This is a genomic window from Hamadaea flava (genome assembly GCF_024172085.1).
Taxonomy (GTDB): domain Bacteria; phylum Actinomycetota; class Actinomycetes; order Mycobacteriales; family Micromonosporaceae; genus Hamadaea; species Hamadaea flava.
In genome coordinates this window covers 2245760-2269091 of the sequence record NZ_JAMZDZ010000001.1, presented here as the reverse complement: position 1 = coordinate 2269091, position 23332 = coordinate 2245760, and the positions used below count along the sequence as shown (strand labels likewise).

Genomic DNA, 23332 nt, shown 5'->3' with positions numbered 1-23332 from the left:
CCGGTATGAACACCTGCCGCGGCAGTGACGACTGTCGCGGGCCGTCACGATCGGGCGAAGCTTGACGTCGCAAGCCCGGCCCTTGCTATCTTCGAACATACGTACGCTTGAAGCGTGTGGGTGGTCGGCGAGCGAAGGGAGCGGGCGATGACGTCATCGGCGGCGGTGCCTGCACCCGGGAAAGGTGCGCGGATCATTAGCGCGGCCGATGTCGCGCGTGCGTTGTCGGTCGTGCGCGAGCAGGCCGGTGAACGTGCGAACACCGCGCAGATGGCCCGGGGTCTCGGCCGAGCCGGGCAGCTCGACGAGTTGCGGCCAGAGCCGGAGCTGCCGGTCGCCGGCCAACTGCGGGACCTGTTGCCGTGGGCGGGTCTGCGCCGCGGCGCGGTGGTCGCCGTGCACAGCTCGGCGCTGGCGTTGCTGGCGCTTCTCGGTGAGGCCAGTAAGAACGGGGCGTGGATCAGTTTCGTCGGTTTTCCTCAGCTGAGCATCGCCGCCGCCGATGAGGCGGGCATCGTCCTGGAAAGAGTCATCCTCGTACCCCACCCGGGCGCGAAATGGGCCGAGGTCATGGGGATCATGATCGATGGGACGCAGATCGTCGTCGCGCCGACACCGGCGGGCGGGATCGCTGACACGCAAGCCCGCACTCTGGCGGCACGGGCACGGCAGCGGGGTGCGGTGATCGTGCCGTTCGGACCTGGCTGGCCCGGCGCCGACCTGATGATCGAACGCGCCACGGCCCGCTGGCACGGTCTCGGGATGGGTCATGGCCGGCTGCGGTGGATGGAAGCGGACTATGTGGCGCGTGGCCGGGGTAGCGCGATGCGTCCGCGCCGGTGCACCATCTCCCTGCCGCTGGGTGCGCAGGACCGCTGGGAGCGGTGGAGCGGCCGCACGCCGGCACCACGCGCCACGACCGGGCGCACTCTGCGCGCGGTGCCCAGCCTGCCGGGCGACGGCGATACGGTGGCGATGTGATCACGCCTGGCCGGACTCATGAGCGGGAGCTCATGAGTCCGGCCAGGACGTGTTCGGCACGAAGGTCCTGATCGCTCATCTGAACCGGCTCGCCGACCGGGAACAGCATGCCGGCCACCGCGACCGATATCTGACCTTGGAATCGGCCAGCGGCCGGTATATATGTACTTCTGCGGTGCCTGCTGTACCCCGATCGCCTACCTGATGGTGACCCCGGAACCCCAATAGGTACCGGCATCAGACACCGGCGCGGTCCGATTCAGATCCCGCTCCCAGCACCGAGCCGGGGGCGTGGACAGCGGGCCGGGATGCCCGTCCCGATCTTGAGTCAGGCCACCTGTCGCAGGCCGCACAGGAGCTCGTGCCAGGAGCCGCCGCGCTGGCGATGTTAGAGGACTACGGTCCGTTGGCGATCGCGACACAGCCAGCACGCCTTCGATGTCGTGCGTGCGTCGCGGTCCCGGATCGGCCCCGAGCCCGCTGACACAGGCCCATCACCGGATCGCTGGGCTGTGCGCGGCCCTGGGGCGAGTTCTCGATCTTCCACACCTGTTTGCGCAGGCCACCCGAGCTCAGATCGCGTCCGCTGCTGTGCGTCAGGCTGACAGAGGGCCAGTGTCAGGCTGACAGACCGTTCGCTGCCGATGACAACGATGCCATTAGAGAGTGCGCGAACATCATGGACCGGCAACCGGCCGGCGTTGGCGCCCGTGGCGGCGAGCCGATGCCCGCCAGTGTCGGCAGAGCTGGAGTTCTTGGATGCGCTGACACCTCATCCATTTCGCGTAGCGAAGGAGAGCGCCCTCACCGGCACATGGTGTTGCCGAGCCCGCCGCCACGGCCGTGACCTGATCACCCCCCGCACGGGGGTGAAAGGAGCCGGCCGTGCACACCCTCAACCTTCTGCTGTCCGCGGCGGATCCCGACGCGGGAACCAAAGCGCTGTCAGCCATCATCGAAAACGCCCGCGGCTGGGTGGTCGGCATCATCGCCGCCGTCGCCACCCTGTTCCTGGTCATCGCCGGTCTGCGGCATGTCACCGCCGGCGGCGATCCAGCCGAGGTGGAAAAGGCCAAGGACGCGTTCAAAAACGCGCTCAAGGGCTACGCCCTGGCCGCGCTCGCCCCGATCGTGATGCAGATCCTCATCGGACTGCTGCCCTAGGGCGGGCGATCATGGGCGGATTCGTCACTTCCATGCTCGACGGCCTCACCAGTTGGCTCGCCTCCGCGGCGATGCACACCCTGCTGTGGATCAGCGGCGTCCTGGACAAATATGCGTTCAGCATCCCCAACGTCACCGGCCTGCAGCCCACCCAGGCCTTGGCCGGCCGAGCCCGCACCATCGTCAACATCGTCTTCCCGCTGATCATCGTCGCCGCGGGCGTGATCGGCATGACCTACAACTCGGCCCAGATCCAGTACCAGGTCAAAGACCTGCTGCCGCGGCTCGTGGTGGGCTGGGTCGGCGCGAACTGGTCGATCCCGATGTGCGATCTGCTACTGCGGTTCGCCGACGCGTTCATCCAAGCCTTGACCACCCCGATGCCGGACGAGGCCACCTCGTTCGAGCGGCTGAAGTCGCTGCTCGCGCTCAGCCTCGGCGCCGACCCGACCGGCGAATTCGACGACCCGATCAAGGTCGGCCTTCTCGGCACGATCATCACCGTCCTGGTGGTGATCCTCGCCGCGTGGCTGGTGCTGACCTGGATCATCCGCTACGCGCTGCTGATCGTCCTGGTCGGCCTGTCACCCCTTGCGATGGCCTGCTACAGCCTCCCGCAGTTGGAGGGCGCAGCGAGGCTGTGGTGGCGAACCGTGATCGGCTGCATGGCGATCCCCGCCGCGCAGGCCACCACCTTCTCGACCGGCATGTGGATCCTGCTCGACCCCGCCGCCGGTCTGCCCGCCGGAATCAAACCCGATGACGCGTCGAGCCGGCCGATCACCTTGTTCGCGGTCCTGGCGGTGATGCTGTTCACCGCGAAGATCCCCACCCTGGTCTCGCGATACATCTCCTCCAGCGGCACGCCGAAGGGCAGCTTCTTCAGCCAGGTCGCGAAGGTCCTGGTGCTGCATCGGATGACCAAAGGCTTCACCCGCCGCGTGGGCGGCACGCGCCGCCGCACGGACAAGGTCGCCGACACCGCCGCCGGCACGATCACCGGCGGCGCCCGCAACACCGGCAGCGGCACACCGGCCGGTGGCGCCCGGCCGCCTTTCACCGAAGGCAACGGCCGTGACCGGGTGACCGCCCGGCAGAAGGCATTGCTGCCGCCACCCCCACGAGACCTCTGAAACGGAGCACTGTGATGCGTAGCGATGAACCTGTGGACCTGTCCACACCGATGCCCGCCGACCTGGACACCCCGGACAAGGTCGCCTGGGGTTTGACCTTCCGGCAGGTTGCCATCCTCGCCACCGGCGGCGGTGTCGCCTGGATCGCCTACCGGACGGTGGGCGGCACGCTGCCACCGCCGGTGTGGCTGGCTTTAGCGATCCCGTACGCTGCGGTGCTGTTCGCGGTCGCGGTCGGCCGCCGGGACGGACTCGGCCTGGACCGCTGGCTCGGCCACGCTGCCAGATTCGTGCGCGCACGCAAACTCCTGGCCCCAGGCGCGGGCGGCCAGCGCGTGCCCGTGCGCACCGACGCGACGGTTGCGAAGCTCGGACCACTACGGCTGCCCGCCGACGCGATCGACCCCGCGGGGTTGATCCGCCACGGCAACCAGGTCGCCGGCGTCGTCGCCGTCTCCACGATCAACCTGGACCTGCGGGTGCCCGCCGAACAAGCGGCGCTGCTGGCCGGGTTCGGCCGCTGGCTCAACACCCTGACCACCCCGACGCAGATCGTGGTCTCCACCCGCCGCTGGGACCTGTCCCCAGCAGCCGACGCGATCGTCGACCGGGCCTCGGCGATGCCCGACGGGCCGCTACGGGACACGGCCCTCGATCATGCCGCGTTCTTGTACGACGTCGCCGAGCAGGCCGACCCGCTGCGCCGGCAGATCCTGATCGTGCACACCGGCCGCGACCCAGCCGCCGTGTCCCGGGCGCTGTCGGGCACCGCAGCGAGCCTGCGCGGGCTCGGCGCGACGACCCGCATCCTGGACGGACCCACCGTCACCAGCGTTCTGGCAGCCGCGTGTAACCCCTACCAGCCCCCGGCCGGCCCGCATCGGGCGGTCGCCGGCCAGCCGATCGGCAGCACCATCCGGCCCGGCCGGAACACCTCGGACACCGCGGTGGACGGCGCTGAGGTGACCATCGCGTGCGGCCCGTCGGCGGTCAAAGTCAGCCCGTCGGCGGTGATGATCGGCGACGACCATGCGGCGACGTTCGCGATCACCGGCTATCCGCCCGAGGTCGGCCCCGGGTGGCTGGCGGCGCTGTTCACCCTGCCGCAGTGGCTGGACGTCGCGGTGCACATCGAACCGATCCCGGCACCGGTCGCCGCGGACTTCCTGCGCCGGCAACGCGCCCGTCTCGAGTCGTCGCGCCGCCTGGACGCCGACAGCGGCAAACTCGGCGACCCGCAGGTCGATGCGGTCGCCGCCGATGCGGCCGGGCTGGCCGACCGGGTCGCCCGCGGCGCCAGCCGCCTGACCCGGACCGGCATCTACCTCACCGTCCACGCCCACACCGAAACACAGCTCGCCGAGGCCACCACCCAACTGCTGTCCACCGCGTCGAGCATGCTCCTTGACCTGCGGCCGGTGACCTGGCGGCAGCTGCAGGGCTGGACCGCCACCCTGCCCCTCGGTGTGGACCCGATCGGGATGCGGCGGGTCTTTGACACTGACAGCCTCGCTGCGGCATTCCCGCTCGCCGCCTCGGACCTGCCCGCACCGCTACCCGGGGACCCACCCACCATCGGCGGGCAGCTGTACGGGCTCACCGCCGGCGGCACCGGGATCACCTGGTGGGACCGATGGTCGGCCGCCAACCACAACCAAGTCGTCCTCGCCCGATCCGGAGCCGGCAAGTCCTACCTGACCAAACTGGAGATCCTGCGCGCCCTGCCCCAGGACATCGGCGTATCGGTCGTCGACCCCGACGACGAATACGCCGCTCTCGCCGCCCAGGTCGGCGGCACCACCATCGCCCTCGGCGCACCCGAGGTCCGGTTCAACCCCCTCGACCTGCCAGCCAAGATCCGCCGCCCCGACGAACTCGACCGGCGGATCGAATTCCTGCACACGCTTCTCGACGTGATGCTGGCCGGCCGCACCGGCACCGGGCTGACCGCTGACGAGCACACCGTCGTCGACAAAGCGGCGATCGCCTGCTATCGCAAGGCGGGGATCACCGCCGACCCGGCCACCTGGGACCGGTCGGCACCTCTACTGGCCGACCTGGCCGACGTGCTGCGCGCCAGCAGCGACACCGGCAAGCGTCTGGCTGACCGGCTCCACCCCTGGACACACGGCAGCCACAGTGCCCTGTTCGCCGGACCCACCACCACCCGCCCTGACGGGCAGTTGACCGTGTGGTCGTTGCGCCATCTAGCCGACGAGGTCCGCCCGGTCGGCATGCTCCTCGCCCTCGACGCTATCGACACCCTCATCGACACTGCCAGCGGCGACGGCATGTTGCACCGGCGGCTGGTGATCGTCGACGAGGCATGGGTGCTCATGCGCGACGGCGAGGGTGCCAAGTTCCTGCTCAAGATGGCCAAGACCGCCCGCAAACGCGGCGCGGGCCTGACCGTGGTCACGCAGGACACCGCCGACCTCCTCGCATCCGAGCTCGGCATGGCGGTGGTGAACAACAGCGCCACCCAGATCCTGCTGCAGCAATCGGCCCAAGCCATCGACATCGTCGCTGACCGGTTCGCGCTGACAGCCGGCGAAGCACGCGCCCTACTCACGGCAGACCGGGGAACCGCGCTTCTGGTCTGCGGCGTCAGCCGGACCTTGTTCCAGGTCGTCGCCTCGACCACCGAGGACTCCGTTGCACGCACCGGTCTGAGCGCCCTATCCCGCTGACCACTCGTCCGGCCGCGAACCCTCGCGGCACGTGCCTTCAGTTATACGCGCCGCAGGCCATCATCCGTCGATGGTGGCCTGCGGCGCGTGTTTCGCAGGAGGGCTTCATGCCATGTCTGCCAACCCCCTCTCCAATCAGCTGACCACGATCTGGGCACAGGTCATCTACTACAGATTTCTCATCGCCGTCGCCGTCGTGATGGCGGTCGCGGGCTGGATCACGATCCCGAATCTGATCGCTCGATGGCGGCACCAGCACCATGCCACCGGCGCGCGCACGATCGTCATCGCGCCACCACCACAGGTTGACCCGGCCGGTGCCGCTGATCTGTGGCGGGCGCTGACCGGACTGTTGATCCCTGCGACCTGGCGCCGCCGCCTGTGGGGCACCGCCCACATCGGCCTCGAATACACGTGGCTGGGGCGGCAGTTGACCATCGCCCTGTGGGTGCCGGGCACGGTGCCGCCCGGCGCGGCCGAAGCCGCCGTGCGTGCCGCGTGGCCCAGCGCCACCGTCACCACCCGTCAGAACGCCGCGGATCCGATTCCCGCCGAGGCTCAGGTGGCCGGAGGGCAGCTGACGCCCCGCTATCCGGACGCGTTGCCGATGCGCCTCGATTACGACACCGATCCGCTACGGCCGCTGCTGTCGGCCGGGGCGCAGACCCGCGGCGATGAAAGCACCGTCGTGCAGATCCTCGCGCGCCCGGCCACCGCCCGCCGTGCCCGCCGCCTGCGCCAGGTTCCCCGCGCCATGCGCGGCGCGGGCACCGGTTCTGCCGCCGATCGGGCGCTGCGGCTGGCCGTCACCCTGACGCTGCTACCCATCACCCTGCTGCTCGAACTATTCACCCCCGCCCGCACCAGCACAGCGGGGCTGCGGCGGCCGCCAGTGCGGGATCCGCTGACCGAACGCGACATCCGCGCGGTCACCGACAAGGCCGCCACCGACCCGCTGTTCGAGGTCGCGATCCGCTACGCGGTGACCGTCACCGCCCACGAATCCGCCGACACAGCGCAGGTGACACCGCGGCTGCGAGGTAGGGGGCATCAGATCGCGGCGGCGTTCGCCGCGCACACTGGCCGCAACAGTCTGCGCCGGCGCCGCCTGCACCACCCGGCGCTGGTCCTTTCCGCCCGTCGGCTGCGCCGCGGGTTCATGGCCTCCCTGCCGGAACTGGCTGCCCTGGCGAAGTTGCCCGACGATCTGGCCGTGCCAGGGTTGGACCGGGCCCGCGCCAAAGCCGTCCCCGTGCCGGTCGCGGTACCGACCGGCGGACGTGGCACCCGCGTGCTGGGTCTGGCTCAGGTCGGCGGCCACAAGGTCGCCCTGCCCGTCGACGACGCCCGCCAGCACCTGCACATCGCCGGCAAGACCGGCGCAGGCAAGTCGACACTGCTGGCGAACATGGTCCTGGCCGACGTCAAAGCCCGCCGCGGCGCGGTCGTCATCGACCCACGCGGGGACCTGATCCTCGACATCCTCGACCGGCTGCCCGCTTCGGCTGCGGACCGGGTGGTCATCATCGACCCCGATCAGCCCGGCCACGTCGCCTGGAACCCCCTGGAGGGCGACGACGAACATTTGGCCGTCGACAACATCACCAGCGTGTTCGCCCGGATCTTCTCCAAGTTCTGGGGACCACGGATCGACGACACCTTGCGGGTGTCGCTTTTGACCCTGCGCGGGCACGCCAACGCCACCCTGTCGGAAGTCCCGCCGCTGCTCAACAGCGACGCGTTCCGGGCCCGGTTCACCGCCGACCTCGACGACCCGGCCGGGCTGCACGGCTTCTGGGCCTGGTACGACGGCATGAACCCCGCCGCCCGCGCGCAGGTCATCGGCCCGGTCTTGTCAAGGTTGCGCCAGTTCCTGTTGCGCCCGTTCGTGATGCAAACCATTGGCAGCCCGAAATCCACCTTCGACATGGGCCAGATCCTCGACGGCGGGCTGCTGCTATGCCGGCTACCCAAGGGCCAACTCGGCGAAGACACCACCCGCGTGCTGGGCAGCCTCCTGGTGGGCCGGGTGTGGCAGGCCGCTACTGCCCGCGCCGCCCATCCCGAACACACCCGCCGCGACGCGACCCTCTACCTCGACGAGGCCCAAAACTTCCTCAACCTGAACAACTCGGTCGCTGACATGCTGGCCGAAGCCCGCGGCTACCGTCTGTCGATGGTCCTCGCCCATCAACACCTGGACCAGTTGCCACCCGACGTGCTGTCAGCGATCGCCGCGAACGCCCGTTCGAAACTGTTCTTCACCGTGTCCCCACGGGATGCGAAGGTTCTGGCCGAGCACACCGAACCTGAACTGGACGCGCACGACCTGTCGCACCTCGACGTCCGGCACGTCGCCGCAAGGCTGCTGATCAGCGGGCAGGAAACCCGGGCGTTCACCATGACCACCCTGCCGATGCCACCTGTGGTGGGGGAGACCCTCGCGATCCGGCAACACGTCGCAGCCGCCCACCCGCCGCAGCCGGACTCGGCGCTGCGTAAGAGCGCCAAACGGGCCATGAAAGCCGACCAGGCCAAACGGGCCGCCCGCGACGCCCGCCAGCAGCCCACCACGCCAACGCCGCCACAGTCATAGCCGTCACAACCCTGATGCGGCAAGGGTTTCGCACACTCCTGCGCACCGGGTTTCGACAAGTGCCGTCAGCTACGCGAAACCCACAGCGAAAGCTGACAGCCGCTGTGACCTGCCCGAACCGAACTGCCGCCGACTGGAACTCCCTACGGGATTCCTCTCATGGGGCCGACGCCCCGTCGTCACCTCACCCTCCTCAACCTCACCCCCTGTCGGTCTGCCGCCTGTGCGGCCTCGGCCGCGAACCTCGTCATCAATAGGAGACACCTCTATGTCCGCTGTACCCGTACGTGACCTTGTCAACGTCATCCACCGGCTCACCCCCCGCGATGAGCAGCTACTGATGTGGCTACACCATCACCAGCTGCTGACCGGAAACCAGATACTGCGCGCGCTGTTCGGCTCCCAACGCGCGGCGCAGCTGCGCCTGTCGACCCTGCGGGACCTGGGGTTCGTGGCCCGGGTCGCCCGCTACCTCGGCGGTCCGGCCGCCCGGGTCGGCTGGACCCTCGGGCTCAACGGTGCCCGCTACACCCACGCGGTCCTCGGACTCGCGTCGCCGCGATCGGCTGTGCTGGCCCAACGCAACGCCGCGATCGCCGCCAGCCCCCGGCTGGGCCATCAGATCGGGGTGAACGAGTTCTTCATCCGCCTGCACGCCTACGCCCGCCACCACGCCGGCTGCGAACTGGCCGAATGGTGGTCGGAGCAGCAGACCGCTGCCGGGTATCCGGATGTGCATCCCGACGCCTACGGCCAATGGTCGGCAGGTGGGCGGCGGGTCGGGTTCTTCCTCGAGTTCGAGACCGGCAGCCAGCACCCTACGGCGCTGATCGCCCGCTTGGACGACTACCGGTCGGCGACAGAATCCGGCACCTGTCTGCCGATCCTGATCTGGGTGTCCACTGCCAGCCACGAACACGCCGTGCACCAGACCCTGGCCCCGCACATCGGTGACCTGCTCGTGGTGACCGGCCTGCACCCCGACGAGCCCGCCGAAGCCGGGCTGCTCCAGATCGGCAGGCAGGGGGTGCGGATGCGGCTGTCCGATCTGCCTGCGCTGCCGTCGCCCGATGTTCGCTGACAGCGGCTGACAGCAGCCGGCTGTTACACGCGCTGTGGCTGACAGTGCAGGTCAGACCGGTTTCGCCTCTTCGGGCCTGTCAGCGGTGGTGGCTACGGTCCATGCCGTTCGTATCGACGAACAGCTGGCACCACCCCGTCCCCGGATGTTCGGAGACACGCGGCGCCCACCAGGCCCACCCGCCCCTTCCGGGGTTGGTCGACTCGGTGACCTTCGCCCGTGACACCTCCGCTCGTCCCTGCGGCCGGGATCCCACCCCGACAACGCCCGCAAGGGCGAGACAGGAGCAGCGCTATGTTCCAGGAGACGACCCCCGACGGGTCCACCATCACTCGCACGCTGGTCGTGTGCCTGCCCGCAGACGGCGGCTGCTGGCTGCCGGTCGCCGTTGAAGGCTTGATCGGGCACACGACGCCGACGCCGGTGACACGGTTCGCTGTCACCCGCAAGGGCCTTATCAGCTGGATCCGTAGCTGGACCAGTCGGGGGCTGACCGGCGTACGCAAGCAGCATGGCCAGATCGTGGCCGCTGCCGGTGGCAGTCTGGGTCGTCTCGACCTGACGCTGACCAAGCACGACGCCTGGTATCAGGCGATGCTGCGGCATCAGACGTGGCAGCAGGCAGTGGACGGCACCCGGGTTGCCCGGGAGTGGGCTAGCTTCCTCGCCGCGCATGAGGCCAAGCCGGAGAAGTACTCCCGCAAACAGGCGTGGGAGGACTTCCGCGGCCAGCCACGCATCGTCGCGATGCTGGTGCATAACGCGTGCGGCGGGCCCATCGACCTCGATCCCCTCGAGATCGGCCTGTATCAGGCCGGACCCGAGGCGTATGGCCGGTTCTGCGCTCTGCGTGAGGTGTGCGGGGACGCTCTGGTCACCGACCGGGCCAAGGTCGTTCGGCCTGCGGACACCAGCGTCACCGCCCGCCTGGACTATTTGAAGAACGCGTGGCAGATCCTGTCCACCCTGCCGACCCGGCAGCGGCTGATCGCCCTGCGTCTTCACTAAACCCCCAACATCAATCCCTGTTGGGGTGCGCGCCGCCGGGAGCATGGTGCCCGGCGGCGCACCCATACGTGTAGCCCCTTCGATGTGAGGTAGCCGCCGCCGGCGGCACCACCACTGACCGTCCGTGCGTGACACGGACCTTTTCCTCTTCCCCCATTTGCTAGCCGATGCGGCCGCCCGACACCTGCCGGGCGGCCATTTTCGCATGCCCACCCTCCGAAAAGGAGCACATCCACATGTTCTCTCTGTTCGGCATCGACTCGGTGTCGGTCAAGGTGCTCGTCTGCCTGCCCGCCGCCGACCACTCCCGATCGCAGTTGCGGCATCAGCTGATCGCCGCCCTCGCCCCCTACACCGTGCGGGCGTGCCTTGCCCATCAATGGCTGTTCACCGGCAACGCCGCCGAGTTCGACCCGTTCGCCGGCAAAGCCGACACCGCCGGACCCCTCGGGCTGCTCGGCACCACGACCGCCGGCGGAGCCGCCGCCGACGCGGCCATCTCCCAATACGACGCATGGCTCACCGCCATCTACGGCACCGAGGAAGCCGCACCGCTGCGCGCCTACGTCGACCCCAACCATGGCGGCGACGCCGCCGAGCGCATCGACCGGTTCCACGCCCAGCCGAGGATCCGAGCCATGCGGGTCGCCGAACACAACGGCGACGCCCAGTTCCCGCGCGCCGACTACGGACCCGGCCTGACCGCTCTGCAAGCCGGCGTAGCCGTCTACGTGCCGTACACGATCGACAGCGCCCTGTTCGGCGACGCCCTGGTCACCGTCGACGGGCAACTGCTCGCACCGACCGGCGCCGACGAACCGCTCGGACTGCCGATCCTGCCACGGGTCTGGCACACCTACGCCGAACGCATCGCCTACCACCAGGCGGCGCGGGCCGCGCTACACAACGCCGGGTCAACGGCTATCGTCACCGCGGTCGAGGCCCGCTTCCGGTCGCGGCCCGTACACCGGCACACCATCACGATCGAGCACCCGTTCCTCGGCCAGACGAGCCTGCTGGCGGTATCGGTGCCCGAAGCCAGCGACCCCACCGACCTGATCGTCTGCCCGCCGGTGACGGCGAACCGGCTGCGCCAGCACACAAGGACCGGCACGATCCTCGGCCATGTGAGGGTCGCGGGCACCCGGGTCGAGACGGCCGCATACCAGAACCCGGCCGACAACCGCCGCGGCCAACGGACGAACCTGAACATCCACGACAGCCGCGAGCAGGCTCTCGTCGCGCTGCTGGACTACTACCTGGACCTGCGATGAGCGCGCCGGCCAGCGCCGCCTGGCCCGTCCTACAACCGCCGGTCCGGGACGAGCAAACCGCCGCGATGCTGTTCCTGGTCGCCCGCCACGCCGAACGGCTCGGCTACACCACCTACACCGACCGGCTCGCCCACGCCATCACCGTCGCCCCAGCCGACGTCGCAGCATGGATCACCGCCGGAACACGGCACGCCGTCGCACTCGCCCTCAACGACCTGCGCGACAACGCCCCCAGCCACCCCGATCTGCTCTACGACGCAGGTCTGATCAGCAGCCCTGGCGCCGACGACCGCTACATCACCACTACCGCCACCCGGCTCGCCGCCACCTGCGACGCCCTGGCCTCGACCGGCCTGCTGCGCTACCAGCAACCCAGTCCGGCGCAGACCCCGCCGCCGGGGCGCAGGCCGGCCGGCGAGAACGATCACGACTGTCTGGCGTCCGCCAGGCTGCGATTCGACGGGATATATGGACCTCCGGGTGTCGGTCAAGCGTGGCGATGCGGCGCCTGCAACCGGCACTGGTCGCGTGTCGGCGACGTCTTTCATCCAGAAGAGGAAGACGCACACATCCTCACCCTCGACGACTGTCGATAGCGCGGGACAGGCTCGGCCGACGCCAGGCCTGAACAACACATAGGCCACGGCGTCCTCGGGTGATCTGCCCGCCGCGATGTTCCTGCGGTGACGGCTACCGACCTCCGCCGGTCGACATGGTGAAGGCCCGGTTCGGCATCACGGGGGAACGCCGATCCGGGCCGCTCCATCGAGCGTACGCCGCCACCGGCGTGCCCACATCCCTGCTCACCCGGCAGAGATCTATATCGGACGCTCGACGGACCGCTGGAACGTGTGCCGGTCCCGCCGTCCATCCCAGGCGCCCGATAGAGCGCCACCGCCAGCCCGCAACGTCCACCGCGGACCGGCAACGTCAGCCCGCCTCGGAGAGGGGACCTCAATGTTCGGAATCGGAAAGCTCCTCGCCAGCCTGGTCGCCGGCGTCCTCACAGTGGTACTGCTCGGCGCGGTGACCGTACTCGGCGGGTTCGGGTCGGCCGCGAGCGGCTGTGCCCAGCCTGCCACCACCGCCGGCTCGGGCACCTCGGTCACCCCAGCGCAGCTGGAGTATGCGGGCGTCATCGTGCGGGCCGGACACGAGGCCGGTGCCGGCTCGTACGGGGCGACGATCGCAGTCGCAGTCGCGCTGCAGGAATCGGGGCTGCGTAACCTCGCCAACCCGGCGGTACCCGCATCGCTGGCGATCCCGCACGACGGCATCGGCACCGACCACGACAGCCTCGGCCTGTTCCAGCAACGCCCATCGGCCGGCTGGGGTACACCCGCCGACCTGATGAACCCGGCGATCGCAACCAAACTGTTCTACACCAAGCTGCTGAAACTCCCGAACTGGCGCACCATGGCTTTGACCGAGGCAGCGCAGGCGGTGCAACGCTCGGCCTACCCCGACGCCTACGCCAAACACACGACGGCAGCCCAGACACTGGTGGCAGTGGCGTCAGCGCAACTTGGCATCGCGCTCGACGGTTGCGACCCGATCAGTGCCGGGGGATGGACCCAACCGGTCCATGCGCCGATCGTGTCCGGGTTCCGCACCAGCAGCCGCCCAACCCACAACGGTGTCGACCTCGGCGCCGCCCGCAACACCCAGATCCACGCCGCAGCCGCCGGCACGGTCATCGTCAGCAAATGCGACGTCGGCAACTGCGACCACGACGGGTCACCGAGCACACCCGGCTGCGGCTGGTTCGTCGACATCCTGCATGCTGACCGCATCATCACCCGCTACTGCCACATGGTCCAACGGCCTTTCGCGGCCGTCGGTGACCGGGTACAGGCCGGGCAGGTCATCGGCCTGGTCGGAACATCTGGGCATTCCTCCGGTCCGCACCTGCATTTCGAAACCCATCTAGGTGGCGACCGATCGTTTGCCGGCGGCGTGGATCCGGTGCCCTTCATGGCAGCGCGCGGCGTCCCACTGGGCACGTCAGAATGATTGTAGGTTCTCAGTAGATCTTTCGGTTTCTCATCGATCTGTCGGCGTACTTGTCGCTTCCGACAAATCGGTGAGACGTTCGTCGCCGTGTCTCATCGCAGACGGCGCTGTCTCGCATGCCCGCATGGCCGTCGGGTGGGTTCGGACCCCGCGGAGCATCACGCATACTCCTGTTCCAAGGTGGCCAGGTCACGGTTGGCGAACTGCACGTGCGCCCACTCGTCGCTGAAGATGACTTGCAGGCACTTGGCCGCCGTACGTTCGGCGGGCGACGGGCAGCCGATCGCGGTATTCGGCCCCCGCACCCGGTCCAGCTCCTCCTGCGTGACCTCCGCCAGATACGAGCGCAGATCGGCGATCCGCTCGGCGCGCACGGCGAGGATTTCGCCGAGGGTGGGCGCGGCTGACTCGTCGATGCCGAACTCGGCGCCGTTGGTGGTGAACGATGCGGGTACGCCGATCGGATGGAACGGGTTCGGGCGAAGGGCCGCCGCGTGGCCGTACCATGCGTCCACGACGAAGATCGTGTGGCGCAGGGTTTGGGCCAGTGACCATTCGTCGTTCACTGATCTGTAGACGGCTTCCTCCGGCAGCGCGCTTGCGCGTCGGACCGTCGCGTGCCACAGCTCCTCGATGACATCCACCGCGTCGCGCATTGTCTCGGGTGTGGTCGGTCGCAGTCGCAGCCGTTCGGGGTGCAGGCGATCCAGCTCGGCTTCGATCAACGGCATGATCTCCACGCCATTAATGCGCAGCCCGTCGATCGCCCCGTCGATGTCGGCGTTGAGCAGCAGGACGCCATGCATCCGGGCGCCGCTGAGATCCACCTCGCGGAAGGTCGCGCTGGCCATCGACAGGTCGATGAACTCCGCACCCTCGTAGTCAGGCTGCTGCACGAATCGCGTCACCGGTACATCGTAGGAGCCCGCTACGACAAGACCGCCAAATCAAAGATCCAGGCAACGCACGCGGCCAGCTTGCCACTAAATGCGACTTCTCCCGCCTCGCCAAATCGGACCCTGGACTCGCCCCACCAAAACAAGATCCTCAAGAAAACGACAGATCGGTGAGAAGAGTCCGCCGACGAATCGACGAGAAAGCCTGAGCTAACGCCAGGTCAACAGCACCGCCTCCGATATTTCTGACGTGAACCTACAAATGTCTTGGGAGGAGCAGCGCACGCCAACGCTGCCAATGCCGACGCGCGTGCTGTGCCCGTGCCGCGTCGACCGTCGCGCTCATGATCGTGTACATGCTGTCGGCCACGATCGGCCCGTCACAGCGGGCCAGGCGCAGGAGAAGTTCGGTCAGCAGGATTTCGCCGCGCTCATACGGTGCGGAGCCGGCGCACGCCAGGACCGCGGTCGGGCCGCACAGGCACTCGGCCAGGGCGTCGATCAGCGGAGGTTCGGCGCCCCAGCAGTAGCCCAGCATGACAGCAGGGGCTTCGATGCCCCCGGTGTGGGAGCGTAGCGAGGACAGTCTCATCCGGCCGACCCGGCGGTCATCGGGATATCCGTGCCCGTCGAGCACGACCAGATCGACGGGTGCCTGGGCGGCAAGGATACGCTCGTGCTCGGGGCCGTCTTCAAGACGCACGCGCAGCCGTCCGGCGGCCGCGGCGGTATCGCCGGCATGCCGAAGGTGACGCACCACCCGCGAGGCGGCTCGTTCGGCGATCAGATGAGTTGTGCGGTCGGCGCCAGGTTCGACAGTGAGGTCCATGGCCGTCAACCGTGGTCCGGTAACGGCTGGCCGACGTCTATGCGTGCCTCATCGGGCAGCCCGTGCTGCAGCAGGTTGCGGCCGACTTCATGTTCGACGGTGAACAGGCTCGGCACGGCATATCGGCGCCGCCAGGTCGGGTGGAACGCGACACCGAGGTAGGCCTGGCCAGGCTCGTCCCACGTGGGATCGAGTGCGGCAGACTCGCCTGGCTTCGCGCACCAGGCGTGCTCGGTGCCGAAGTACAGCAGATCCGTTGACGCCCAGCCTTCCACGTAGGCAATCTCGGACTGGGTTGCCCACAGGGTGGCCGACACGTAGCACGTCGACGGGGCGGCGCGCCACTCGACAGGGACCGCCTGCGTGGGCGACGGGGTGAACAGCCGCCCTTCGGCCAGCACGAGTTCGGGAAACGACCGGTACTTCCAACCTGCGGTAGCAGGTGTCGCCGGCCAGGTCCGCATGGCTTTGGCCAGCCCGGCGAGGGAGTCGGCGAGGTGCTGCTCGGCGGTCACGCGACGAACGATGCCACGACGGCAGCCGAGGTCACAATGACCCGCCGCAGCAACCACACCGGCTGCGTCGCGTAGCCGGGCGCCGGTCAGAGTCCTGTCCGGCCGTCGATATGCTCACGCAGCAGATCGGCGTGGCCGTTGTGGCGTGCGTATTCCTCGATCATGTGCAACAGCACCCAGCGCAAGCTCACCGGTCCAGCGCCGGGTTCGTCACCGACGACGTCCAGGTCGGATGCGGTGGCGACGAACCGCTCGGCGAACGCGACCTCCTCGCGCCACATCTGCCACGCCTGCGCCACCAGGTGAGGATCGCCGGTGACAGCGAACGCCACATCACCATCCCCCGCGAACAACGGTGGAGGATTCTCTGCGGCCATGACCTGCCGGAACCAGAAACGTTCGCCTTCGGCGTGATGACGGATCAGGCCCAGCAGCGACAGCGTCGACCGGCCGGCGCTGCGCCGTGCTAACTCGGCCGCTGACAGGCCTGCACATTTGACCTCGAACGTCAGCCGATGCCAGCGCAGGAACGCGGTCATGGTCGTGCGTTCGTCGGCTCGCGTCGGCCGTGGCATGCGGGGATCGTTGTGCGGACTGCGGCTGTCGACGGTCATGACCCCCATCCTCGCCCTGACACCGTCTCAATGTGCTGATCCCGCGCCCGCGTATGCCGCCTCGTCATCCGCAGCGGCCCTGGGCGGCCGACGATGCCCCCTGGAGGATTCCGAGGCGCCACCACCCGGGCACGGCACATCGCTCACCAGCCTGCCATCGCACCCGTGCGGGTGCACCCTGCCCTGGCACCGGTTGCCGCTCACCACCTTCCAACCCCCACCTGCTCGTGAAAGGACAATGGACATGCCTGAAGACGTGATGCTTGATCCCGCCCTGATCCAGGCGGCACTCGAGGAACTCGGCCTCACCGCTCGGCCGCAGCCGACGCTGATCTGGGCACGTAACGACGCGAACGGCTGGCGTGTGCCGCCGTTCATCAGCGAATGGGACCGCGGTGTGGCCACCTGCCTGATGGTCTTGTCCTACCGGTGGACCTGGCTGGAGCCCGACACGATCGCCGCCGGGGTCTGGCTGCCGGACTACCACACGGTGATGGTCGTCGACGCGACGATGAGCTGCCACGTGATCCCACTTGGCGCATCAGCCGTACAGATCCCGGAGCGGGAGCGGGCTTCTGTCGCCACGGAATTGCGTGGCCTCATCGGGACGGCACTGGGCCGGCCGGGCCGCGGCAGTCTTGCCGACTCTGTCCTGATCACCGCTGACCCGGCAGGCGTTCTCGAGACGCTCGGCGAGCTGCCGGGTGCGACAGCGCTACGTGTGATGACCCCATCACAGGCCACCGGCGTGTGGGCCTCTGCGGCGCACGTCTTCATTCACCACGACGCGCTCGCCGAGGTCGTCGCAGCCCAACTCCATCCGCGAGCCGACGTCACGATCCTTGCCCCCAGGCTCACCGAAGACGTCAGGTTCGCGGCTGCCGCACTGTGCACCGACTTGGTGCTGGTCTGGCCGGACGCGTCGAGCACGCTCGTGCAGACGGTGCGATGTCACCGGAAGATGCAGCGCCTGGCCAGGCGACTGGCCTAACCGGCACACCAGCGGGTACACGGAGCTCGTCCGGGGCTCGCCGGAATCAGCTCGGCTTCACCGGCGGTTCGGCTCAGGCGGCTTCGCCGCCAGCGAACTTCGGTCGATGTGGCTTGATGTGTGGTGGGTTCGGCGGTGTGGTCGTGATCGTCCGACCACCTGTCAGGAGGCACGTGTGCAACCGTCGCCCTTCACGATCCTCGACCCGCTCGGCTTCGCCGACGCTGTGCCGCAACTGGCCCACCATCCCCTGGAAACCATCCACGGTTGCCTGGACGCTGTCGTCGACGAGCTGACCCTCACCCCGCTGCTCGTCCACAACGACACCGCCTACCTGGTGACCCCGGCATTCGTGCTGACCGTCGCCGACCCGGTGGCAACCAACGAGCACGGGACCGCCCTGTTCCGGCAGGTCCGCACCGCGCAGATCGAAGCGATGCTCGCTCAGAAGTTCGTCACCTGCCGCGCCCCGCTGACGTGGCTGACCGATGACCAGCCTGCTGTGGCCCACCACGCCGTCATCAGGGCGGTCGACGCCGCACGTAACGTGCCGATCGCTTTGCTGTTCGACGCCGAAACCGATCTGCGGATTCTGCTGCCAGGGTTGTCCGACCTGGTCACCTCCGTCGGCGACTGCCTGGCTGAACTCGGCCCGTACTGCGGCGATCACCTTGGCCACGCCGAGCAGAACGCCGACTCGATCCGCGACCTGATGCGCGTGGCAGCCCAGCAACTGGTGGATCTGCGGGACCTGTGTGCCGCCCACCCGATAAGCGCGCGAGGCCTGCCCACCCTGACCGGAATCACCGTGACCGGCGCTGAACCGGGCTTCGTCGCGGTCGGTGACTTCCACACCAGTGACCCCACCGGCGGCTCCGAAGGGCTGCTGACCACCAGTGGGCACGCCAGCATCACCGACGCCGTCGACGCCATGATCGCCACAGCCACCCGCTGCAACCTCATGTGCGACAACGCCGAACTGTCAGCCCCCGACCTGCGCACCGAAGCGCAGGAACTCGAACTGGCAGGCGTAGCCGCCAACCATCGGCTGCGCCGCAAACCCTGACACCCACAAGGCGTCACCGACCCGGCGGGCACTCACCAGGTGCCCGCCGAAATTGTGCACACCCACCGCCGTCGCGAACACTCCTGCGCCGGGCATCCCGGCAGGGGTTTCGTGCCGTCGACCCTCAACATCAGAAAGGAGCCTGTGATGCGCTTGCCAGACCGCGCCGAACTGCTGCTGTGCATTCCCGCCGGCAGCAGCCTTCCACTGGCCGACCAGATCGCCGCTCACCTCGACGGGCTGATCACAGGCAGCCGGTTCACCCCGATCCCGCACCTGTACACCAACGCCGAGCACCACGCCGTCACCCACGGCGCCCGCCCGTTACCCAACCGGACGCTAGCCTGCTGCGCGCTTCCCGTGCGCTACTGGCTGCCCGGCCCCATGATCCGCGCTCTGGCCACGGCCGCCACGAACGACTACACCCAGTGGCACCAGCAGTACGGCCACCTAGCGCCCGCGCTGCCGGCCCGCTGCTTCCTGCCGTTCACCGCACCGCAGTTCAGCCGCATCGACGAACACCGCGGCGTCCGACGGTGGGCCGAACAGCCCCTGATCGCCGCCATGCGCGAGCAGGACCAGCAACAGGCGTTGCATTACAGCGGAGTGCGGCTGGAAGCCATCACCGCAAGCCTCGCCACCTACGTCGACTACATCGTCGGCACCCATCTGTGTCCCGACGCGCTAATCACCACCGGCCGGCAGGTCATCGCCACAGCGTTGGACCGGCCCCAGCGGCCGGTCACGCTGCGCGAGGTCATGGCCCACCGCGACCGGGTCTGCGGGTACCTATACACGCTCGACGGTGACGTGCTGCTCGTGGCGGTCGCGGTCGGCGACCACAACCCCGGCATCGGCTGCACCTGCCCCATGTGACAGCACCGTGGCCGGTGATCGCCTGCGCCGCTCTGCGCGGCGGGCACTGTCCGCAGTCCGATGCCTAGCCGCGCCGCAGACGTCGGCGCCCCATCAGCTGACATCCCGGTAACCCGGGGGAGCGGAAACGATGACACAAGACCCTTCCAGCCTGCAGCGTGTGAACGTGGCGGATCTGCGGGCGTTCCTCGACGAATTCGCCGATCTGGAGATCATGCCCGCGCCGCGGGCCCGCGCATTGGCCGGCAACGTGCGCCGCCTGCTCGACGATGTCGGCGTCCTCGACACCGACGTCCTGGCCGACCTGTCGGTACCGGACCTGCTCGACCTGTACTCGCAGGCCCGTCCGGGTCTGACCCGGACCACCCGTGGCACCTACCTCAGTCAACTCACTCGGGCGATCGCCATGGTCACCGCCCGCGCAGCCGACGATCCGCTGTGGGCGCTGACCGCCCGCCAGCGCAAACCCGCACAGCAAGCCACCGGTCGCCGCACAACGGCGGCCAGCCGCGGACCGGCCGCCACCGGCAAGCCCGCCGCCAGGGCGAAACCCGCCACCGGCAAGCCCTCACCATCCACATCGGCAAACGCCGGCAGGCAACGGCCCGCACCGGCACCTGAGCAACCGGCCGCCCCAGTATCACCGGCCGCCCAGTCGATGATCATCTATCCGTTCCCGTTGCGTGACGGAAAGCGGGCCGAGCTGACCTTGCCCGCGCTGTTGACCACAGCCGACGCCACACGACTGACCGCGTTCATCACCGCCCTGGCGATCGAACCTCCTCAGCCTGCCCGCTGACCCCTTTTGCCCAGCCGCCGCCATCCACCGGCGGCACCTACAGCACACCACGCACCCATCGGTGCCGGCCCGCCCTGTACGAGGCACCGATTACCGAAACCCATTCCTGCACGTCCATCCCCGGGCGCCGCAGCGAGACACCCTTGTCTTGCCGCCCCGGGCTGGGGCGGCAGAGTGCCCGCTGCGGTGCTCGGACAACCCCATTGGAGGGGCATCATGTTCGAGCCATCCCCGTTGATCGACTCGATGCTGGACGACGTCGCCCGCCGCTGCGGGGAGTCCGCCCGCATGCGTGCGGTCACTCGCCGCGTGGCCGAGTTCGCCAGCCCCACGCAGGCCCGTCTGGCAGGCCTCGCCCAGGACCCGGCCGCCCGCACGGTCGCCGACCAGGCCATCGACGCCTGGTGGTCCGACCCGCGACGCCAGCAACGGACCCTGGACAGTGTCGACTTCGGCGAAGTCATCATCGGCGGCGGCTTCCACGCCGCCGTCTACGCCGCCGTGCGGGTCCAGGCCGGCCATCCCAAACCCGTTGTCCTCGAGGCGTCCAGCCGTGCCGGCGGCACATTCGCCATGACCGAACGGCCCGTCTTCTACCTCAACTCCCACACCCGGCCGGGCCTTTCCGGACCTGCCGGCGACGCCGACGCGAACCTGAACTATCTGCCCGGCGCGCCGATCCAAACCGACCACCTGCCCAGCGGCGGCGAGTATCAGACCAACACCGACATGGCGCTGGTGATCCGGCTCGCGCTCGCGCAGTACGCCGACGTCGTGACCAGCGCCCGCGTCGCGTCGGTGGGCGGTGACGACGACGGGGTCCTCGTCGAGACCGACGGCGGCCTGTCGCTGGTGGCACGGCGGGTCATCGACGCCCGAGGCCTCGGCGACCCCATCGCCGCCACCGTCGCCAACGGCACCACGATCCTCACCTTCGACCAGTTCATGACCCGCATGGCCACGATCTGGCCGCTACGAGGAATCCGCCGGGCGGCGGTGATCGGCGGCGGCGACTCCGGCAAATGCGCCGTCGAAGCACTTGTCGAACTGGGGCCACAGCCGTTCGTGGCCGCGGCCGCTCTGGATCACGTGACCCGCATCGACTGGTACGCCGCCGACCTGCCCACCACGTGTGAACAGTGGCAGAACCAGATGCGTGGCCGATACCAGGCCATCGGCCAGTTCCTGCGCCCGCGCAACGGCGGCGGCCAACGGCTGACCGTGATCGCCCGCCAGGCGAACCCGATCGCGGTCCCCGACGGCGCCATCGTCGACGGGCGCATGTATGACCTGGTCGTCATGTGTGTCGGTAACACCGAAACGCTCATCGACGGTCTCGACCTCAAAGCGTTCGACGAATACGCCCTCGACGACGGCACCAGAGTTGCCCGCAAACACCCCGTCCAGCCCGTATTCCGAGTCGGCCCGCACGCCCGGTTGCCGTTCAACTACCAGGAACGCCAAGACGGTGTGGCCGACCTCCCCGGCAACGCGGTGTCGATGTTTCGCACCAGCGGCAAAACTGCCGCCCTCGCCGCGACGTTGCCGTCCCTGACCCGCGACTAGCGCCGGCGGACTGCCGAGGCGAGCAGGCGCACCCCCGCCTCGGCAGCCTGTCCGCTGCCTGCAGCGATGTGACTTGATCTTTCGCCCGCCCCATCGCTGGATCGACGTGATCCTATGGAAAGGGGTTCTCGATGACCACGCTCACCCGCAGCCGTGTTGATGTTCTCCTGCTCAATGACGCCCAGCAGGTCCTGGCCACGCACCGGCCCGGCCCGACCGGCCGCTGCGACCAACTGCACTGCCACGGACAGCTGTGGCCCTGCATCCCTGCTGCCACCGCCCGACGCGCCGCCGCCCTCGCGCGAGGCCGGCAGCCCGCCGCACCGGCTACCCGCTGGGCGATCACCCGCCCAGGACACCAGACGCCCCCCACCGCACAAATGCCAGCCCGGCTCGCCGACGTCCTCGACACCCTCTACTGGTTCCCGTCGGCCACCGTCACCGCGATCGCCCGCCGCTGCCGCACCAGCACCGCCGCCCTGCGCCACACCCTGGCCGAACTGCGCCACCACGGCCTCGTCCAGGCCGTCACCACCTGAGCCCGCCACGCATCTCGCTGCGCCCCGCCAGTCCCTGCCTTTTGGCTGGCACCAGCGGGGCGTTGTGGCTTCTTCCAGCCGTCGGCACCCGCCGACGGCGATATCGACAACCCATCGGAGGCAACGATGATCACGCTCAGATTCCCGCTCTACGAGGTGCTCAAGCTGGCCGAACACGCCGTCACCGCACCCGAGCACGCGCCCTCGTACAACCCCGACTTGGCCGCTCAGCCGCCTCGGCCACGGCTGATGTGGGTCAAAGACGACGGCACCTACATGATGAGCAGCGGCATCCCCGGACCACTGCACGACCCGGCCAATCCCGAGTCAAACGTGGTCGTCTACGCCGACGGCTACGGGCCTGGAAGCCGCCAAGACCTCGGCCACATCGAAGAGATCGGCCGCGACGACTTCATCGAAGACTTTCCCCTCGACGCGCCGTTCAGCACAGACAAGACCTTCCTCGAAGCTCTGCGCGAAACCGCCGCACTGGGCTACCAGTGGCTGACCCTCGACCTGCCGAACTCCGACCAGTGCGTGATCGGCATGGCCCCCAACCGCTGACGACACCGATCCCGAAAGCGGCCCACAGGGGCTGCGCCGATCTGGGATCCGATGACTTGATCTTCCGCGCCACTGCGGCGTGGATCTCCACCAGGGGCCTCCGCTCACCCGCTGTCTCCCCGGGGATAGCACCGGGA

At 68.9% G+C, this 23332-nt stretch carries 21 protein-coding genes and 1 pseudogene; 18 read left to right on the top strand and 4 right to left on the bottom strand.

Annotated elements, in window-relative coordinates:
• Positions 1-114: 114 nt before the first annotated feature.
• The 11 genes and pseudogenes from imuA' to HDA40_RS10640 all read left to right on the top strand — a co-directional run bounded on the left by imuA' (position 115) and on the right by HDA40_RS10640 (position 13940).
• On the top strand, positions 115-981 hold the full coding sequence (gene imuA' / locus HDA40_RS10685) for a DnaE2-dependent mutagenesis accessory factor ImuA' (protein ID WP_253754515.1): 867 nt from the start codon (positions 115-117) through the stop codon (positions 979-981).
• A gap of 885 nt (positions 982-1866) precedes the next feature.
• Complete coding sequence (locus HDA40_RS10680; RefSeq protein WP_253754513.1) at positions 1867-2145, top strand: pilin; 279 nt, start codon at positions 1867-1869, stop codon at positions 2143-2145.
• An 11-nt stretch (positions 2146-2156) separates the two neighbouring features.
• Positions 2157-3278: a TrbL/VirB6 family protein gene (locus HDA40_RS10675; RefSeq protein ID WP_253754511.1), complete on the top strand. Its 1122-nt coding sequence runs from the start codon at positions 2157-2159 to the stop codon at positions 3276-3278.
• A 14-nt stretch (positions 3279-3292) separates the two neighbouring features.
• A pseudogene (locus HDA40_RS42525) lies at positions 3293-3568 on the top strand (PrgI family protein); the annotation flags it as partial.
• 723 nt (positions 3569-4291) lie between these two features.
• Positions 4292-5968, top strand: coding sequence for a VirB4 family type IV secretion system protein (locus HDA40_RS42520; protein WP_372503159.1), 1677 nt, complete (start codon positions 4292-4294; stop codon positions 5966-5968).
• 112 nt (positions 5969-6080) lie between these two features.
• Positions 6081-8564, top strand: a complete 2484-nt coding sequence (locus HDA40_RS10665; protein WP_253754507.1) for a type IV secretion system DNA-binding domain-containing protein — start codon at positions 6081-6083, stop codon at positions 8562-8564.
• A 268-nt stretch (positions 8565-8832) separates the two neighbouring features.
• Positions 8833-9645, top strand: a complete 813-nt coding sequence (locus tag HDA40_RS10660) for a replication-relaxation family protein (RefSeq protein WP_253754505.1) — start codon at positions 8833-8835, stop codon at positions 9643-9645.
• A 294-nt stretch (positions 9646-9939) separates the two neighbouring features.
• Complete coding sequence (locus tag HDA40_RS10655; RefSeq protein WP_253754503.1) at positions 9940-10653, top strand: hypothetical protein; 714 nt, start codon at positions 9940-9942, stop codon at positions 10651-10653.
• Between the two features lie 236 nt (positions 10654-10889).
• On the top strand, positions 10890-11927 hold the full coding sequence (locus HDA40_RS10650) for a hypothetical protein (RefSeq protein ID WP_253763965.1): 1038 nt from the start codon (positions 10890-10892) through the stop codon (positions 11925-11927).
• The gene (locus HDA40_RS10645; protein ID WP_253754501.1) at positions 11924-12523 is read left to right on the top strand and encodes a hypothetical protein; all 600 of its coding nucleotides are present in this window, start codon (positions 11924-11926) and stop codon (positions 12521-12523) included. Before HDA40_RS10650 ends, HDA40_RS10645 begins: the two co-directional genes overlap by 4 nt.
• 361 nt (positions 12524-12884) lie before the next feature.
• The gene (locus HDA40_RS10640; RefSeq protein ID WP_253754499.1) at positions 12885-13940 is read left to right on the top strand and encodes a M23 family metallopeptidase; all 1056 of its coding nucleotides are present in this window, start codon (positions 12885-12887) and stop codon (positions 13938-13940) included.
• 158 nt (positions 13941-14098) lie between these two features.
• On the opposite strand, the gene HDA40_RS10635 is transcribed toward HDA40_RS10640, so the two are convergent.
• From HDA40_RS10635 to HDA40_RS10620, 4 genes are all read right to left on the bottom strand, one after another.
• Positions 14099-14848: a DinB family protein gene (locus HDA40_RS10635; protein WP_253754498.1), complete on the bottom strand. Its 750-nt coding sequence runs from the start codon at positions 14846-14848 to the stop codon at positions 14099-14101.
• 244 nt (positions 14849-15092) lie between these two features.
• Positions 15093-15665, bottom strand: coding sequence for a hypothetical protein (locus tag HDA40_RS10630; protein ID WP_253754496.1), 573 nt, complete (start codon positions 15663-15665; stop codon positions 15093-15095).
• Positions 15666-15670: 5 nt separating this feature from the next.
• Complete coding sequence (locus HDA40_RS10625; RefSeq protein ID WP_253754494.1) at positions 15671-16180, bottom strand: hypothetical protein; 510 nt, start codon at positions 16178-16180, stop codon at positions 15671-15673.
• Between the two features lie 86 nt (positions 16181-16266).
• Positions 16267-16794, bottom strand: a complete 528-nt coding sequence (locus HDA40_RS10620) for a DinB family protein (protein WP_253754492.1) — start codon at positions 16792-16794, stop codon at positions 16267-16269.
• A 193-nt stretch (positions 16795-16987) separates the two neighbouring features.
• On the opposite strand from HDA40_RS10620, the gene HDA40_RS10615 reads away from it, so the two are divergent.
• The 7 genes from HDA40_RS10615 to HDA40_RS10585 all read left to right on the top strand — a co-directional run bounded on the left by HDA40_RS10615 (position 16988) and on the right by HDA40_RS10585 (position 23195).
• The gene (locus tag HDA40_RS10615) at positions 16988-17785 is read left to right on the top strand and encodes a hypothetical protein (protein WP_253754490.1); all 798 of its coding nucleotides are present in this window, start codon (positions 16988-16990) and stop codon (positions 17783-17785) included.
• A gap of 175 nt (positions 17786-17960) precedes the next feature.
• Entirely contained in the window at positions 17961-18851 is an 891-nt protein-coding gene (locus HDA40_RS10610; RefSeq protein ID WP_253754487.1) for a hypothetical protein, read from the top strand.
• A 147-nt stretch (positions 18852-18998) separates the two neighbouring features.
• Positions 18999-19727 carry a hypothetical protein gene (locus HDA40_RS10605; RefSeq protein ID WP_253754485.1) on the top strand — a complete coding sequence of 243 codons (729 nt, stop codon included), beginning with the start codon at positions 18999-19001 and terminating at the stop codon, positions 19725-19727.
• 160 nt (positions 19728-19887) lie between these two features.
• A complete protein-coding gene (locus tag HDA40_RS10600; RefSeq protein WP_253754483.1) occupies positions 19888-20526 on the top strand; it encodes a hypothetical protein in 639 nt (212 codons plus the stop codon).
• A gap of 216 nt (positions 20527-20742) precedes the next feature.
• The gene (locus HDA40_RS10595) at positions 20743-22092 is read left to right on the top strand and encodes an NAD(P)/FAD-dependent oxidoreductase (RefSeq protein WP_253754481.1); all 1350 of its coding nucleotides are present in this window, start codon (positions 20743-20745) and stop codon (positions 22090-22092) included.
• 131 nt (positions 22093-22223) lie between these two features.
• A complete protein-coding gene (locus tag HDA40_RS10590) occupies positions 22224-22631 on the top strand; it encodes a helix-turn-helix domain-containing protein (RefSeq protein ID WP_253754479.1) in 408 nt (135 codons plus the stop codon).
• Positions 22632-22757: 126 nt separating this feature from the next.
• Positions 22758-23195, top strand: a complete 438-nt coding sequence (locus tag HDA40_RS10585; protein ID WP_253754477.1) for a DUF3085 domain-containing protein — start codon at positions 22758-22760, stop codon at positions 23193-23195.
• Positions 23196-23332: the final 137 nt, after the last annotated feature.